Origin of the sequence: Pseudomonas urethralis (assembly GCF_021602465.1) — a bacterium.
GTDB classification, from domain to species: domain Bacteria; phylum Pseudomonadota; class Gammaproteobacteria; order Pseudomonadales; family Pseudomonadaceae; genus Aquipseudomonas; species Aquipseudomonas vlassakiae.
Map to the genome: position 1 here is coordinate 322389 of NZ_BQIJ01000003.1, position 15957 is coordinate 338345.

The 15957-nt window shown below is 63.7% G+C and carries 14 protein-coding genes; 7 read left to right on the plus strand and 7 right to left on the minus strand.

The window, feature by feature from the left end:
• Positions 1-16: 16 nt before the first annotated feature.
• The 6 genes from lepA (at position 17) to pdxJ (ending at position 5983) form a co-directional block, all read left to right on the plus strand.
• Positions 17-1816 (plus strand): translation elongation factor 4, encoded by a 1800-nt coding sequence (gene lepA, locus L6D64_RS07045; RefSeq protein ID WP_176505995.1) that lies wholly within the window; start codon positions 17-19, stop codon positions 1814-1816.
• 5 nt (positions 1817-1821) lie between these two features.
• Entirely contained in the window at positions 1822-2676 is an 855-nt protein-coding gene (gene lepB / locus L6D64_RS07050) for a signal peptidase I (RefSeq protein WP_152954572.1), read from the plus strand.
• A 161-nt stretch (positions 2677-2837) separates the two neighbouring features.
• Complete coding sequence (gene rnc, locus L6D64_RS07055; RefSeq protein WP_027917873.1) at positions 2838-3527, plus strand: ribonuclease III; 690 nt, start codon at positions 2838-2840, stop codon at positions 3525-3527.
• Positions 3520-4422 carry a GTPase Era gene (era, locus tag L6D64_RS07060; RefSeq protein ID WP_012273926.1) on the plus strand — a complete coding sequence of 301 codons (903 nt, stop codon included), beginning with the start codon at positions 3520-3522 and terminating at the stop codon, positions 4420-4422. The genes rnc and era overlap by 8 nt, the downstream gene beginning before the upstream one ends.
• A 93-nt stretch (positions 4423-4515) precedes the next feature.
• The gene (recO, locus tag L6D64_RS07065; RefSeq protein ID WP_176505996.1) at positions 4516-5199 is read left to right on the plus strand and encodes a DNA repair protein RecO; all 684 of its coding nucleotides are present in this window, start codon (positions 4516-4518) and stop codon (positions 5197-5199) included.
• A 61-nt stretch (positions 5200-5260) separates the two neighbouring features.
• On the plus strand, positions 5261-5983 hold the full coding sequence (gene pdxJ / locus L6D64_RS07070; protein ID WP_189660492.1) for a pyridoxine 5'-phosphate synthase: 723 nt from the start codon (positions 5261-5263) through the stop codon (positions 5981-5983).
• A 66-nt stretch (positions 5984-6049) separates the two neighbouring features.
• Here pdxJ and L6D64_RS07075 read toward each other — a convergent pair whose 3' ends face one another.
• Both L6D64_RS07075 and L6D64_RS07080 read right to left on the minus strand, forming a co-directional pair.
• Positions 6050-7432, minus strand: coding sequence for a heavy metal sensor histidine kinase (locus L6D64_RS07075; RefSeq protein ID WP_176505997.1), 1383 nt, complete (start codon positions 7430-7432; stop codon positions 6050-6052).
• Positions 7429-8103, minus strand: a complete 675-nt coding sequence (locus L6D64_RS07080) for a heavy metal response regulator transcription factor (RefSeq protein WP_176505998.1) — start codon at positions 8101-8103, stop codon at positions 7429-7431. The genes L6D64_RS07075 and L6D64_RS07080 overlap by 4 nt, the downstream gene beginning before the upstream one ends.
• A 242-nt stretch (positions 8104-8345) precedes the next feature.
• On the opposite strand from L6D64_RS07080, the gene L6D64_RS07085 reads away from it, so the two are divergent.
• Positions 8346-8549, plus strand: coding sequence for a hypothetical protein (locus L6D64_RS07085; protein WP_176506046.1), 204 nt, complete (start codon positions 8346-8348; stop codon positions 8547-8549).
• 70 nt (positions 8550-8619) lie between these two features.
• Here the strand turns inward: L6D64_RS07085 and cmoB are convergent, their stop codons facing one another.
• From cmoB to L6D64_RS07110, 5 genes are all read right to left on the minus strand, one after another.
• On the minus strand, positions 8620-9576 hold the full coding sequence (cmoB, locus tag L6D64_RS07090) for a tRNA 5-methoxyuridine(34)/uridine 5-oxyacetic acid(34) synthase CmoB (protein ID WP_176505999.1): 957 nt from the start codon (positions 9574-9576) through the stop codon (positions 8620-8622).
• A complete protein-coding gene (gene cmoA, locus L6D64_RS07095; RefSeq protein WP_176506000.1) occupies positions 9573-10316 on the minus strand; it encodes a carboxy-S-adenosyl-L-methionine synthase CmoA in 744 nt (247 codons plus the stop codon). The genes cmoB and cmoA overlap by 4 nt, the downstream gene beginning before the upstream one ends.
• A gap of 89 nt (positions 10317-10405) precedes the next feature.
• Positions 10406-10798: a protease inhibitor I42 family protein gene (locus L6D64_RS07100; protein WP_099815623.1), complete on the minus strand. Its 393-nt coding sequence runs from the start codon at positions 10796-10798 to the stop codon at positions 10406-10408.
• A 170-nt stretch (positions 10799-10968) separates the two neighbouring features.
• Positions 10969-13389 carry an endopeptidase La gene (gene lon, locus L6D64_RS07105; protein WP_176506001.1) on the minus strand — a complete coding sequence of 807 codons (2421 nt, stop codon included), beginning with the start codon at positions 13387-13389 and terminating at the stop codon, positions 10969-10971.
• A gap of 145 nt (positions 13390-13534) precedes the next feature.
• Positions 13535-15946, minus strand: coding sequence for a glucose/quinate/shikimate family membrane-bound PQQ-dependent dehydrogenase (locus L6D64_RS07110; protein ID WP_176506002.1), 2412 nt, complete (start codon positions 15944-15946; stop codon positions 13535-13537).
• Between the last annotated feature and the right edge of the window lie 11 nt (positions 15947-15957).

Below are 15957 nucleotides of genomic sequence, written 5' to 3' on the forward strand. Positions count from 1 at the left end.
TTCCGAGTGTTGACCCGTGAGTGATTTGAGTCATATCCGCAATTTCTCCATCATCGCCCACATCGACCATGGCAAGTCGACGCTGGCCGACCGTTTCATTCAAATGTGCGGTGGCCTGTCGGCGCGCGAAATGGAGGCCCAGGTACTGGATTCCATGGACCTGGAGCGCGAGCGCGGTATCACCATCAAGGCCCACAGCGTCACGCTCAACTACAAGGCGCAGGACGGCAAGGTCTACCAGCTGAACTTCATCGATACCCCAGGCCACGTCGACTTCACCTATGAAGTCTCGCGTTCGCTGGCAGCCTGTGAAGGTGCGCTGCTGGTGGTCGACGCCGGCCAGGGCGTCGAAGCCCAGTCGGTGGCCAACTGCTACACCGCCATCGAGCAAGGCCTGGAAGTCATGCCGGTGCTGAACAAGATGGACCTGCCCCAGGCCGATCCGGACCGCGTCAAGGACGAGATCGAGAAGATCATCGGCATCGACGCCACCGACGCCGTAGCCTGCAGCGCCAAGAGCGGCATGGGCGTGGACGAGGTGCTGGAGCGTCTGGTACAGACCATCCCTGCGCCGGAAGGTGATATTGAAGCGCCACTCCAGGCGCTGATCATCGACTCCTGGTTCGACAACTACCTGGGCGTGGTCTCGCTGGTGCGTGTGCGCCACGGCCGCGTCAAGAAGGGTGACAAGATCCTGGTCAAGTCCACCGGCAAGGTGCACCTGGTCGACAGCGTCGGTGTGTTCACCCCGAAGCACACCCAGACCGCCGACCTGAAGGCCGGTGAAGTAGGCTTCATCATTGCCAGCATCAAGGACATTCACGGCGCGCCGGTCGGTGACACCCTGACCCTGTCCGCGACCCCAGAGGTCGAAGTGCTGCCAGGCTTCAAGAAGATCCAGCCGCAGGTGTATGCCGGCCTGTTCCCGGTCAGCTCCGACGATTTCGAGGACTTCCGCGATGCCCTGCAGAAGCTGACCCTCAACGACTCGTCGCTGCAGTACATGCCGGAAAGCTCCGACGCCCTGGGCTTCGGCTTCCGTTGCGGCTTCCTCGGCATGCTGCACATGGAGATCATTCAGGAGCGCCTGGAGCGCGAATACGACCTGGACCTGATCACCACCGCGCCAAGCGTGATCTACGAGCTCGAACTCAAGACCGGCGAAACCATCGTCGTCGACAACCCGTCGAAGCTGCCGGATGTCTCGTCCGTCGCCGATTTCCGCGAGCCGATCGTCACCGCGACCATCCTTGTGCCGCAGGAGCACCTGGGCAACGTCATCACCCTGTGCATCGAGAAGCGTGGCGTGCAGCGCGACATGCAGTTCCTCGGCAGCCAGGTGCAAGTGCGGTACGACATGCCGATGAACGAAGTGGTACTGGACTTCTTCGACCGCCTGAAGTCGACCAGCCGCGGCTATGCTTCGCTGGACTATCATTTCGATCGCTACCAGTCGGCCAACCTGGTCAAGCTGGATGTGTTGATCAACGGCGACAAGGTCGATGCCCTGGCATTGATCGTGCACCGCGACAACGCGGCCTACAAGGGCCGTGCGTTGACCGAGAAGATGAAGGAGCTGATCCCTCGGCAGATGTTCGACGTGGCGATCCAGGCTGCCATTGGCGGCCAGATCATCGCGCGGACGACCGTCAAGGCGCTCAGAAAGAACGTACTGGCCAAGTGCTACGGTGGTGACGTCAGCCGTAAGAAGAAACTGCTGGAGAAGCAGAAGGCCGGTAAGAAACGCATGAAACAGGTGGGCAACGTGGAGATTCCACAGGAAGCCTTCCTCGCCGTGCTCAGGTTGGATAGCTAGGTCCTATGTCGCTAAATTTCCCGCTGTTGCTAGTCATCGCCGTCTTTGTCTGCGGTCTGCTGGGCTTGATCGATCTGCTGTTCCTGGCTCCGCGCCGGCGGGCAGCGATCGCCAACTACCAGGGCAGCGTCACCCAACCAGAAATGGCGGTGGTCGAGCGCCTGAGCAAAGAGCCGCTGCTGGTCGAATACGGCAAGTCGTTCTTCCCGGTGCTGTTCATCGTGCTGGTGCTGCGCTCGTTCCTGGTCGAGCCGTTCCAGATCCCTTCAGGGTCGATGAAGCCGACCCTGGAAGTGGGCGATTTCATCCTGGTGAACAAGTTCTCCTATGGCATCCGCCTGCCGGTGATCGACAAGAAGGTCATCGAGGTGGGTGACCCGCAACGCGGCGATGTGATGGTGTTCCGCTACCCGAGCGACCCGAACGTCAACTACATCAAGCGTGTGGTCGGCCTCCCGGGCGACAAGATCAGCTACACCAGCGACAAGCGGCTGTTCGTCAACGGCCAGCCGATCGCCGAGCAGCTGGTCGGTGCCGAGCCGGGTACCCTTGGCAGCGCCGAGCTGTACAAGGAAAAGCTGGGCGAAGCCGAGCACCTGATCCGCAAGGAAATGACCCGTTATCGCATGCCGCCGGACCAGCAATGGACCGTGCCGGCCGGCCATTACTTCATGATGGGCGACAACCGCGACAACTCCAACGACAGCCGCTACTGGGATGACCCGAAAATCCCTCAAGCGCTGCACGGCATGGTTCCGGACCGGAACATCGTCGGCAAGGCCTTTGCGGTCTGGATGAGCTGGCCAGAGCCCAAGCTCAGCCACTTGCCCAACCTGTCGCGGGTCGGTCTGATCCATTGATACCCTTCGGCGCTGTCCTGCAGACAGCGCCGAATGCATTTCTGACATAGGCTGTGTTCTCAAGGAACGAGAGATTCGCCGCTCGCCGCGACGGACCACAGCCAAACAGTCTTTCAGGATGTTGATTTGAACAACGCGTTGAACAACCAACGGGTGGCTGCATGAGTGCTTCCCTTGCCCGTCTCGAGCGCAAGCTCGGCTACACCTTCAAGAACCAGGAGCAGATGCTGCTGGCCCTGACTCACCGCAGCTATGCCGGGCGCAACAACGAGCGCCTGGAATTTCTCGGTGACGCCATTCTCAACTTCGTCGCCGGCGAGGCGCTGTTCGAGCGCTTCCCACAGGCCCGTGAAGGCCAGTTGTCACGTCTTCGCGCCCGCCTGGTCAAGGGCGAGACCCTGGCCCGCCTGGCCCGTGGCTTCGACCTGGGTGATTACCTGCGCCTGGGTTCGGGTGAGCTCAAGAGCGGTGGCTTCCGCCGCGAGTCGATCCTGGCTGATGCCCTGGAGGCGCTGATCGGCGCCATCTACCTGGACGCGGACATGCAGACCGCGCGCGAGCGTGTTCTTGCCTGGCTGACCGACGAGTTCGAAGGCCTGACCCTGGTCGACACCAACAAGGACCCGAAAACCCGCCTGCAGGAGTTCCTGCAATCGCGCAGCTGCGAGCTGCCGCGTTACGAGGTGGTCGACATCCAGGGCGAACCGCACTGCCGCACCTTCTTCGTCGAATGCGAAGTGGTGCTGCTGAACAACAAGAGCCGTGGCCAGGGCGTCAGCCGGCGTATCGCCGAGCAGGTCGCCGCCGCTGCTGCACTGATCGCCCTGGGCGTGGAGAATGGCAATGACTGATAACAATCCGACCCGCTGCGGTTACGTGGCCATCGTCGGCCGCCCGAACGTGGGCAAGTCGACCTTGCTGAACCACATCCTCGGCCAGAAGCTGGCGATCACCTCGCGCAAGCCGCAGACCACACGCCACAACATGCTCGGTATCAAGACCGAGGGTGACGTGCAGGCGATCTATGTCGATACCCCGGGCATGCACAAGGCCAACGACAAGGCCTTGAACCGCTACATGAACCGCAACGCCTCGGCGGCCCTCAAGGACGTCGACGTGGTGATCTTCGTGGTCGACCGCACCAAGTGGACCGACGAGGACCAACTGGTGCTTGAGCGCGTGCAGTACGTGACCGGCCCGCTGATCATCGCTGTCAACAAGACCGACCGCATGGAAGAGAAGGCCGAATTGATCCCGCACCTGCAGTGGCTGCAGGAACAACTGCCGAACGCCGAAGTGATGCCGATTTCCGCGCAGCAGGGCCACAACCTGGACGCGCTGGAAGCCCAGATCGCCAAGCACCTGCCGGAAAACGATCATTTCTTCCCGGAAGACCAGATCACCGACCGCAGCAGCCGTTTCCTCGCCGCCGAACTGGTGCGCGAGAAGATCATGCGCCAGCTGGGCGCCGAACTGCCGTACCAGATCACCGTGGAGATCGAAGAGTTCAAGCAGCAGGGCCACGTGCTGCACATCCATGCACTGATCCTGGTCGAACGTGATGGCCAGAAGAAGATCATCATTGGTGACAAGGGCGAGCGGATCAAGCGCATCGGCTCCGAGGCCCGCAAGGACATGGAGGTGCTGTTCGACTCCAAGGTCATGCTCAACCTCTGGGTCAAGGTCAAAGGCGGCTGGTCCGATGACGAACGCGCCCTGCGTTCGCTGGGCTACGGCGACCTGTAATTCCACCGGACTGCTCAGGTTGCTCTGTGGGAGCGGGTTTATGGAGGCGTCGAACCCGCTCCCACAGTGGTTTGTGACCAGTAGAGATCTCACATGGATCAACCTGTCGGCCAGCCGGCCTACGTCCTGCACAGTCGCCCCTACAAGGAAACCAGTGCACTGGTGGACTTCTTCACGCCGCAAGGCCGCGTGCGCGCCGTGCTGCGCCGGGCGCGCGGCAAAGGTGGCAGCCTGGTGCGGCCGTTCGTTCCGCTGGAGGTGGAGCTGTTCGGCAAAGGTGAGCTGAAGAACGTCAGGCGCCTGGACACGGTCGGTATAGCGGCGTGGCTGCACGGCGACGCGCTGTTCAGCGGCCTCTACCTGAATGAACTGCTGATGCGCCTGCTGCCTGCCGAGGCACCGCAACCCGAACTGTTCGAGCATTACGCGCTGACCCTTCAGGCGCTGGCGGCAGGAAGGTCACTGGAACCCTTGCTGCGTTCCTTTGAGTGGCGGCTGCTGGAGGACTTGGGCTACGCCTTTTCGCTCCACCACGACGTCAACGACGACCTGATCGAAGCCGACGGCCTGTACCGGCTGCGCGTCGATGCCGGCCTGGAGCGGGTGTACCTGGTTCAGCCTGGCCTGTTCAACGGCACCGAGCTGCTGGCCCTGGCCCAGGCCGACTGGGACGCCCCCGGCGCCCTGCTGGCGGCCAAGCGCCTGATGCGTCAGGCCCTGGCAGTACACCTGGGGGCAAAACCGTTGGTCAGCCGGGAACTGTTTCGCAAGCGCTGAGCACGTCGTATGCTGTGTGGCTCAATCCTCAGGAGAGCCTTTCGTGACTCACAGCAACCGCATGCTTCTCGGCGTCAACATCGACCACGTGGCAACCCTGCGCCAGGCCCGCGGTACCCGCTATCCGGACCCGGTCAAGGCTGCGCTGGATGCCGAGGAAGCGGGCGCCGATGGCATTACCGTGCACCTGCGCGAAGACCGTCGACACATCCAGGAGCGCGACGTGCTGCTGCTCAAGGACGTGCTGCAAACGCGCATGAACTTCGAAATGGGCGTCACTGAAGAGATGATGGCCTTTGCCGAGAAGATCCGCCCGGCGCATATCTGCCTGGTTCCAGAGACCCGTCAGGAGCTGACCACCGAAGGTGGCCTGGACGTGGCCGGCCAGGAGGCGCGGATCAAGGCGGCGGTTGAGCGCTTGTCGCGTACCGGTGCTGAAGTGTCGCTGTTCATCGATGCCGACGAGCGGCAGATCGAGGCTTCGCGCCGTGTCGGTGCGCCGGCTATCGAGTTGCACACCGGGCGTTATGCCGATGCACAGACCCCGACCGAAGTGGCCGAGGAACTGCAGCGCATCGTCGATGGCGTGGCGTTTGGCGTGGGCCAGGGGCTGATCGTCAATGCCGGCCATGGCCTGCATTACCATAACGTCGAGGCGGTGGCAGCAATCAAGGGCATCAATGAGCTGAACATCGGCCATGCGCTGGTGGCGCATGCACTGTTCGTTGGCTTCAAGGCCGCTGTGGCGGAGATGAAGGCGCTGATCGTCGCGGCTTCGCGCTGATTCATCGGCTGCCTGTAACGGCCTCTTCGTGGGTAAACCCGCGAAGAAGCCGGCACAGGTAACCCGCTATTGCGCTTGAAACACCAGGCTAAACCGGGTCGGCCCGGGTAGCTTGCTGTTCACTTCGACCCGCCCCCCATGCAACTGCATGATCGACTTGACGATCGCCAGCCCCAACCCCGTCCCGCCTTCAAGGCGTGAACGCCCCGAGCCCACCCGGTAAAAGCGCTCGAACAACTGCGGCCAATGTTCTTCGGCAATCCCCGGCCCCAGGTTCTCCACCCACACCCGTACCTCACTGCCTTGCCGCTCGATACCCAGCTTCACCGCCTGTCCTTCAGGCCCATGGCGAATGGCATTACTCAACAGGTTCGACAGCGCCCGCTGGAACATCAGACGGTCCGCCAGCGCCGTCCCCCAGCCCTGCAAGCGCAGCTCGATGTTCTTGAGTTCGGCACTGAAGGCAAACAGCTCGCTCACCTGCGCCGCTTCGTCCGCCAACGCCAGTGGCTTGAGCGCCACCTGCGCCTGGGGTTGGCTGACCTGGGCGAGGAACAGCATGTCGTTGATGATGCGGTTGAGCCGGGTCAGCTCTTCGACACTGTCTTCCAGCACTTCCCGGTAGTGTTCGCCATCACGTTCACGGGCCAGGGTGACCTGGGCCTTGCCCATCAGGTTGCTCAGCGGAGTGCGCAGTTCGTGGGCCAGGTCATCGGAAAACTGCGAAAGCTGGCGCACACCTTGGTCCAGGCGATCGAGCATCACGTTGATGCTGCGCGCCAGCTCCGCCAGCTCCAGCGGTAAGCCGGTCGCGGGCAGGCGGTGTTGCAGGTCTTGGGCGGAGACCTTGCCGGCGATGCGACGGAAGTGGCGCAGCGGCTGCAAGCCGCGTTGCACGAGCCACCAGGCGCCAGCGCCGATCAACAGCAGCAGCAGTGGCAGGGCCAGCAGCGTCGAGTGCAGGTAGGCTTGCAGCAGGGCATGGTCGTCGGCGCGGTTGAGCGACATCATCACCCGCACCGGGGTGTCGTCGCGCAGGCGCATCTCCCGGGTGGCGGTAAGGATCTGATTTCCGCTGCTGTCACGCCATTCGTGGTAGTTCAGCCGTGCGTCGGTATGCAATTCGCCCACCCGGGACTCAAGCGCCGGGCCGAGGCTGAGCAGGTGCGGGTGGCGCCCCTCAAGGGCCAGTATGCTGAGGCTGAGGTTGTCGTGGCCCATCACCAGGTCGAGCAACGGGTGGGCGCGGCTGCCAAGGTCTTCGCTGCGCAGGTCGACCCGCAGGTTATGTTCCACCTGCAACATCTTGCGCGCGAGGTCCCTGCGGGCGCGGCTGTCCAGCTCGTGGTCGAGGGCGAACACCGCCAGGCAGGCGAGCAGCAGTACCAGCGCGGCGCCCATCAGGGTCACACTCAGGCCCAGGCGCAGGGACAGGCTGGCGTACTTCACTCACGGGCCTCCAGTACGTAGCCGACGCCGCGCAAGGTGTGGATCAGCTTGTCTTCGAACGGATCGTCGATCTTCGCCCGCAGGCGGCGGATCGAAACCTCGACCACATTGGTATCGCAGTCGAAATTCATGTCCCACACCAGCGAGATGATCTGCGTGCGCGACAGCACTTCGCCGCTCTGGCGCATCAGCAGGTGGAGCAGGGCGAATTCCTTGGCGGTCAGGTCGATGCGTTTGCCGGCGCGGTAGGCACGGTGGCGGCCGGGGTCGAGCTCAAGGTCGGCGACGCGCAGTGTGCTCGGTTGCAGTTGTTGATCATTACGCCGCAGCAAGCTGCGGATGCGGGCCAGCAACTCGGGGAATTCGAACGGTTTGAGCAGGTAGTCATCTGCGCCCAGGTCCAGGCCTTTGACCCGGTCGGACAAGCGGCCATGGGCCGTCAGCATCATGATCCGCGTGGCCGATTCGGCGCGCAGACGCTGCAGCACCGTCCAGCCATCGAGCTCGGGCAGGTTGACGTCGAGGATGATCAGCTCGTAAGGCTGCTGGCGCGCCAGGTGCAGGCCGTCGGTGCCCGTGTGGGCGCAGTCGACCACGTAGCCGTTTTCACGCAGGCCTTGTTGCAGGTAGTCGGCGGTACGCAGTTCGTCCTCGATGATCAGCAGGCGCATGGGTGGGCTCGGTATGGCTGGAAAGGGCAGGATTCTCAAGCCTGTAGGGGCTTCAGGGTCAAGCCGCTGGATGTTACGGCATGCAAATGGCCCAGCGGCGTAGATAACGGATTTGTAATCCTGGTGTTATCTGCCTGTCTGCCAAGGCCACATTGCAAGACTGTAATGCGCGCCTCACCTTGCCGTTAGCTGCCCGAGGATACGATGGCCCCGTCTGATCGCTTATCAACGAGGCAAGCATGATGAACCTGACCCGATACCTGTTGCTGGCGACCCTCGCCCTGGGCGCTGCCAGCGCCTACGCCGAAGGCGGCGGCGAACGTTCCAGGCAGTTCTGGCAAGCGTTCCGCCAGGACCAGGAGCGCCTGCACGGCGACACGCAACAGACCATCGCCGAGCGCGAGCGCAAGGCGCAGGAGAAGGCCCGCGAGGTCGCCAAGGACTGAGGCAACGGCAGCTGCGCCGGCGCTGCTCCCCGGCACGGCTGTGATTCGGGCGTCCACCTGGACGTCTTTTTTATTTGCGCGCCAACAGGGTGGCGCGGCGTGGGGCGGGCAGGCCTTCGATGGTCTTGCTGTGGTCGTTGGGTTCGAGGAAATCGCCCAGCGACTGGTAGCGCATCCATTCGGTGCTGCGCTGCTCCTCGATGCTGGTAACGCTCACGTCCACGCAGCGCACCTCGCTGAATCCGGCGCGGCGCAACCAGCGCGCCAGGGCCGGTACCGATGGCAGGTACCAGACGTTGCGCATCTGCGCGTAACGGTCTTCGGGCACCAGTACCTGGTTCTCGTCGCCCTCGATCACCAGGGTTTCCAGCACCAGTTCGCCGCCTTTGACCAGGCAGTCCTTGAGCGCCAGCAGGTGCTCGATGGGCGAGCGGCGGTGGTAGAACACGCCCATGGAGAACACGGTGTCGAAGCCTTCGAGGTTGGCCGGCAGCTCTTCCAGGGCGAACGGCAGGTGCCAGGCGGGCAGGTCGGGCAGGTATCGCTGCACGGCCTGGAACTGGCAGAAGAACAGCCAGTTGGGGTCGACGCCGATGACCATGTCGGCACCAGCACCGAGCATGCGCCACTGGTAATAGCCGTTGCCGCAGCCAACGTCGAGCACGCGCTTGCCCTTGAGGTCGAGGTGCGGGCCGACCCGCGACCACTTCCAGTCCGAGCGCCACTCGGTGTCGACATGCACGCCGAACAGGTCGAACGGCCCCTTGCGCCAGGGCGACAGGCCCATCAGCGCCTGGCGCATCTGCGCACGGGTGGCGTCATCGCACTCGCAATCCAGGCGCAGGCCATCAGCCAGGTCGATTTCGCTGGGCTGCAGGGCCGGCAGCGCATCCAGCGCGCCGCGCCAGCGGTCGAGGTCGCCGTGGCCTTTTTCCAGCTTGGCTTGCAATTGTGTTTGCAGGCCCTGGGACCAGGAAGCCAGGGGCGTGCCCGCCAGGCGGCGGACGAGGGGGGACAGATCGATCATGGCAGGGCTATCAGCGAGGCAAAATTGAGGCATTGGAACCACGGCACCACCTTGGTGAAACCGGCCGCGTGCAGGCGTTCCTGATGCGCTTGCAGGGTGTCGGGCTTCATCACGTTCTCGATGGCGCTGCGCTTCTGGGCGATTTCCAGTTCGCTGTAGCCATTGGCCCGCTTGAAGTCCAGGTGCAGTTCGTTGAGCAGGGTGTGCTCTTGGTCATCGGCGAATCGCAGTTTCTCCGAGAGGATCAGCGCACCGCCGGGCAGCAGCGCCTGGCGGATCCGGCTGAGCAGCGCCAGGCGTTGTTCAGGGGCGATGAACTGCAGGGTGAAGTTCATTGCCACCACCGAAGCCGGTTCCAAGGGCAGGGTGAGGATATCGGCTTCCAGCACGTCGACCGGCAGCAGTTCCTGGAACATCGAGTCCTGGGCGGTGAGGTACTGGCGGCAACGTTCGACCATGGCGGCGGAATTGTCCACCGCGATCACCCGGCAACCGTCGCTGCGCACATGGCGGCGCAGCGACTGGCTGACGGCACCCAGCGAGGCGCCCAGATCGTACAGTGCAGTGTTCGGCTGGGCGAAGCGCGCGGCCAGCACGCCGAGGTTTTCGACGATGGTCGGGTAACCGGGCACCGAACGCTTGATCATGTCCGGGAACACACGCACCACATCTTCGTTGAACACGAAGTCGGGGACTTGCTCCAGGGGTTGGGCGAAAAGGCGGTCGGGTTGTTTGCTCACGGTGAATCCAGGCGGCTGGCGATATGCAGGGCCGGCATTCTAGCCAAACCGCGACGTGGATGCATGGTTGGCTGACCAGCGCTTTGCGTTTAGTTGACCCGGATGGCGCAATCGAAGGTCTGTACCGGGCGCACTTCCGGCGCCCAGGGCTGCTGGTAGACCAGCACCAGGTGGCCTTCACCGGCGGCGCGGGCCTGGTAACGCCAGGTCGAAATGCCCGAGCTGCCGACGATACCGGCGTCCTCGGGGGCACTGTAGACCTCGGGGCCCAGGCTGTGCAGCACGTTGGAGGCCGGATTCTGTACCAGCCAGCGGTAGCCGGTGGTGGGGTTGCTGGGCAGCGTCAGGGTGAGGTTCTGGCCGACCTGCAGGCGCTTGGGGCATTCGCTTTCGGCGTCCAGTTCGACGGTTTGCTTCGGCTGTTGGGCGCAGGCGGCGAGCAGGGCGAGGCTCAGGGGAACGAGCAGACGAGGGGCGGTCATGGTGGCTCCGGAGGCTGGCGATGGCCTGAGGATACCTGATGATCGAGCGATTTTGTGTTGCCAGAGCCGGCCTCTTCGCGGCTAAAGCCGCTCCTGCAGGTACAGCACAGGGCTTGAAAGCTGTGCTGCACCTGTAGGAGCGGGCTTGCCCGCGAACAGGCCGGTGCAGGTCAGAACAGGACTTTGGCCACGTCGGAGAAGCGCTTGGCGAAATGCACGGTCAGGCCTTCGCGCAGGTAGTCCGGCAGTTCTTCGAAGTCGCCGCGGTTCGGTTCCGGCAGGATCAGCTCGAAGATTTTCTGCCGCCGCGCCGCGATCACCTTCTCGCGCACGCCACCGATCGGCAGCACCTGGCCGGTAAGGGTGAGCTCGCCAGTCATGGCCACGCCTTTCTTCGGCGCCTGGTCGCGGGCCAGCGACAACAGCGCGCTGGCCATGGTGATGCCGGCGCTCGGGCCATCCTTGGGCGTCGCACCTTCGGGCACATGCAGGTGAATGAACGCTTCGTTGAAGAAGCCGGGGTCACCGCCAAACTGTTTAAGGTTGGAACTGACATAGCTGTAGGCGATTTCAGCGGATTCTTTCATCACATCACCCAGCTTGCCGGTGAGCTTGAAGCCGCGGTTCAGGGTGTGGATGCGCGTCGCCTCGATCGGCAGGGTCGCACCGCCCATGCTGGTCCAGGCAAGGCCGGTGATCACACCTTTGCCTGCCAATACCTGCTCGCTGCGGAACACCGGCATGCCCAGGGCGGCCTCGAGGTCCTTGTTGCCGATCTTGAGCTTGGCGTCCGGGTCGTCCAGCAGCTTGACCACGGCCTTGCGCACCAGCTTGCCCAGCTGTTTCTCCAGCTGGCGCACGCCAGCTTCCCGGGCATAGCCCTCGATCACCGTGCGCAGGGCGCTGTCGCTGATGCTCAGGCTGGTCTTGGCCACGCCGGCCTTTTCCAGCTGCTTGGGCCACAGGTGGCGCTTGGCAATGGCCATCTTCTCTTCGGTGATGTAGCCGGACAGGCGGATCACTTCCATGCGGTCGAGCAGTGGCCCGGGGATCGAGTCGAGGGTGTTGGCGGTGCACACGAACAGCACCTTGGACAGGTCCAGGCGCAGGTCGAGGTAGTGGTCGAGGAAATCGACGTTCTGCTCCGGGTCGAGGGTTTCCAGCAACGCCGAGGCTGGGTCGCCTTGGTAGCTCTGGCCCATCTTGTCGATCTCGTCGAGCATGATCACCGGGTTCATCACCTCGACTTCCTTCAGCGCCTGCACCAGCTTGCCCGGCTGGGCGCCGATGTAGGTGCGGCGATGGCCCTTGATCTCGGCCTCGTCGCGCATGCCGCCGACGCTGAAGCGGTAGAACGGCCGGCCGAGGGATTCGGCGATGGACTTGCCGATGCTGGTCTTGCCCACCCCGGGCGGGCCCACCAGCAGCACGATCGAGCCGCTGATCTCGCCCTTCCAGGCGCCAACGGCGAGGAATTCGAGGATGCGCTCCTTGATATCGTCCAGGCCAGCATGGTGCTGGTCGAGCACTTTGCGCGCATGCCTGAGGTCGAGTTTGTCCTTGCCGTACAGCCCCCAGGGCAGGGCGGTGGCCCATTCCAGATAATTGCGGGTGACCGCGTATTCGGGCGAACCGGTCTCGAGGATGGCCAGCTTGCCCATTTCTTCATCGATGCGCTTTTTCGCCTGCTCGGGCAGGGTCTTGCCGGCAAGCCGCTGCTCGAACTGCTCGAGGTCGGCGCTGCGATCGTCCTTGGTCAGGCCCAGCTCCTGCTGGATGACCTTGAGCTGTTCCTTGAGGAAGAACTCACGCTGGTGCTCGCCGATCTGCCGGTTGACCTCGGCAGAAATCTCGTTTTGCAGGCGCGCGACTTCCACTTCCTTGCGCAACATCGGCAAGACTTTTTCCATGCGCTTGAGCATGGGCACGCAGTCGAGCACTTCCTGCAGCTGGTTGCCAGTGGCGGAGGTGAGTGCAGCGGCAAAGTCGGTGAGTGGCGACGGGTCGTTGGGGCTGAAACGATTGAGGTAGTTCTTGAGCTCTTCGCTGTACAGCGGGTTGAGCGGCAGCAGCTCCTTGATCGCGTTGATCAGTGCCATGCCGTAGGCCTTGACCTCGTCGGTCGGTTCGGCTGGCTGGCGCGGGTATTCGAGCTCGACCAGGTAAGGCGGGCGATGATGCTTGAGCCAGGTGCGGATGCGCACCCGGGTCAGCCCCTGGGCGACGAACTGTAACTTGCCGTTTTCGCGGCTGGCGTGATGCACCTTGACCAGGGTGCCATACTCCGGCAGGGCCGAGGTGTCGAAATGGCGGTGGTCTTCCGGCGGGGTGTCCATGAAGAACAGTGCCAGCGAATGGTGTTCGGTCTTGGCCACCAGGTCGAGGGTTTCGGCCCAGGGTTCTTCATTGACGATCACCGGCAGCACTTGTGCGGGGAAGAACGGGCGGTTGTGGATCGGGATCACGTAGACCTTGTCCGGCAACTGCTGGCCGGGCAGGGCGAGGGCGTGGCCGATACCGGCCTTGGTGTCAGGCTGTTCGATTGCGCTGTGTTCGTCGGGTTGTTCCGGGAAATCCTGCTGGTCGCTCATGGGGCACCTGCGTGAATGACTATGGTGCTTAGATGGGGCGGGGGGGAATGGGTTTCAAGCTTGAAGCTTCAAGCGGCAGGCGGCAAAAAAAGCGGGGCCGTGCAGGCCCCGCTTTCTCTTGTTGCTTGCAGCTGTCGCTTGAAGCTTAGTCAGCCAATTTGTAAGCGATGATGTAATCGCCCATCTTGGTGCCCAGCGAGCCATGGCCGCCGGCGACAATCAGTACGTACTGCTTGCCGTCCTTGCCGGTATAGGTCATTGGTGTGGCCTGGCCACCCGCTGGCAGGCGCGCCTTCCACAGTTCCTTGCCGTTGTTCACGTCATAGGCGCGCAGGTACTGGTCGAGGGTGCCACTGAGGAAGCCGACGCCACCTGCGGTGACGATCGAACCGCCCATGCTGGGTACGCCAACCGGCATGCCGATCGGCACCGGGGTGCTGTCACGGGTAGTGCCGTTCTTGCGCTTCCATACCACCTTGTTGGTGAACAGGTCGATGGCCGCCACGTAGCCCCAGGCCGGCGCCTGGCAAGGGATGCCGATTGGCGACATGAACGGGTGCATGGTCACTGCGTAGGGCGCGCCGGTATTCGGCTGCACACCGCTGGTCTCGCTTTCGCGCTTGCTCCCGGCAGCCACCTGCTCACGCGGCACCATCTTCGACACGAAGGCCATGTAGTTGGGCGAGGTGAACAGCAGCTGGCGTACCGGGTCGACCGACACGCTGCCCCAGTTGAACACGCCGACGTTGCCTGGGTAGACCAGGCTGCCCTGTTCGGACGGCGGGGTGTACTGGCCCTCGTAGCGCAGCTCGCGGAACTGGATGCGGCACAGCATCTGGTCGAACGGGGTGGCGCCCCACATGGCCTGCTCGGTCAGCTCAGGGCCAAGCAGGTTGAGGTCAGAGCGGGCCTGGGTCGGTGCGGTGTGGTCACCCTTGACCGCGCCTTGCGGAACCGGGATCTCGCGAATCGGCACGATCGGCGTGCCGTCGCGGCGGTCGAGCACATACAGGCTGCCCTGCTTGGTCGGCACGATGATCGCTGGCTTGATCTCGTCCTTGGTCTTGAGGTGCACCAGGGTCGGCTGGCTGCCGACGTCCATGTCCCACAGGTCGTGGTGGGTGAACTGGTAGTTCCAGCGTGCCTTGCCGGTGGCAAGGTCCAGGGCAACCACGCCGGCACTGTACTTCTCGGCGCCTGGGGTGCGGTCAGCGCCCCACTGGTCAGGGGTCTGGTTGCCCAGCGGCAGGTAGACCATGCCCAGGTCCTCGTCGACGCTGGCCAGCGACCACATGTTGGCCGAGTTGCGGCTGTACATCTTGCCGGGGGCCAGTGGCTTGGTGTCGTCCGGGTTGTTGCTGTCCCAGTTCCATACCAGGCGGCCATCGTGCACGTCGTAGGCGCGGATCACGCCGGACGGTTCGTTGGTCGACTCGTTGTCGGTCACATGGCCACCGATGATCACCAGGCTGCGGGTGATCGCCACGGGCGAGGTGGAGTAGTAGCCGCCTGCGGTGAACGGGCCGATACCGGTGGTCAGATCGATCGCACCCTGGTTGGCGAAGCCTTCGCAGACCTTGCCGTTGTCGGCGTTGATGGCAATCAGGCGGGCGTCGGCGGTCGGCAGGTAGAGGCGGCGTGGGCAGGCCTGAGCCACGGCCTGGCCGGCGTCGGACACCTTGGGTGCCGGGCTGCCGTCGCGGCTGACGTAGCTGTTCTCGTCATAGTACGAGACGCCGCGGCAGGTCATGTGGGCGAAGCCCTTGAAAGTGCCGACCGGGGTCTTGATCTGTGGGTCGTAGCGCCAGATTTCGGCGCCGGTGTCCGGGTCCAGGGCCAGCACCTTGCTGTGGGCGGTGCAGGCATAGAGCATGCCGTTGGCTTTCAGCGGGGTGTTTTCGTTGGTCAGTTCGACCGGGTCGTTGTCGGTCGGCAGGTCACCGGTGCGGATGCGCCAGGCTTCTTCCAGGCGGTAGGCGTTCTGCCGGGTGATCTGGCGCAGCGGCGAATAGCGGTCGCCGTGCTCGGTGCGGCCATAGGCCTGCCAGTCGCCATCCGGCATGGCCGGTGCGGCGCTGCCCATTTCGCTGTTGTCGCGGCCGAGTTCGCCAAACACTTCACCCGGGTGAGTGAACTGGCTGCCCAGGGCACAGGCGCCCGAAGCCAGCACGGCGACACTCAGCAGCGCGGTGTTGGCCTTGGCCGCAGGGCCGCTCAGCGGACGGCGTGCCCACGGCAGCAGCAGCACTACGCCGATGGCGAACCAGATGGCCAGGCGCGGTACCAGTTGCCACCAGTCCAGGCCCACTTCAAGCATGGCCCATACGGTACTGCCCAGCAGCACCAGGCCATAAAGGCCCAGGGCGAGGCGGCGCTTGGCCAGCAGCAGGGCGCCCGACACGGCGAAGCCGATACCGGCAATCAGGTAGTACAGCGATCCGCCCAACTGGCTCAGCTTGATGCCGCCGGCCAGCAGGGCCAGGCCCATCAGCAACAGCAGCACGCCCATCAGGCGTGGTAGCCAGCGGGTTCCTTGGTTGGCACTGTCAGTGCTCATTTTAGGTTCTC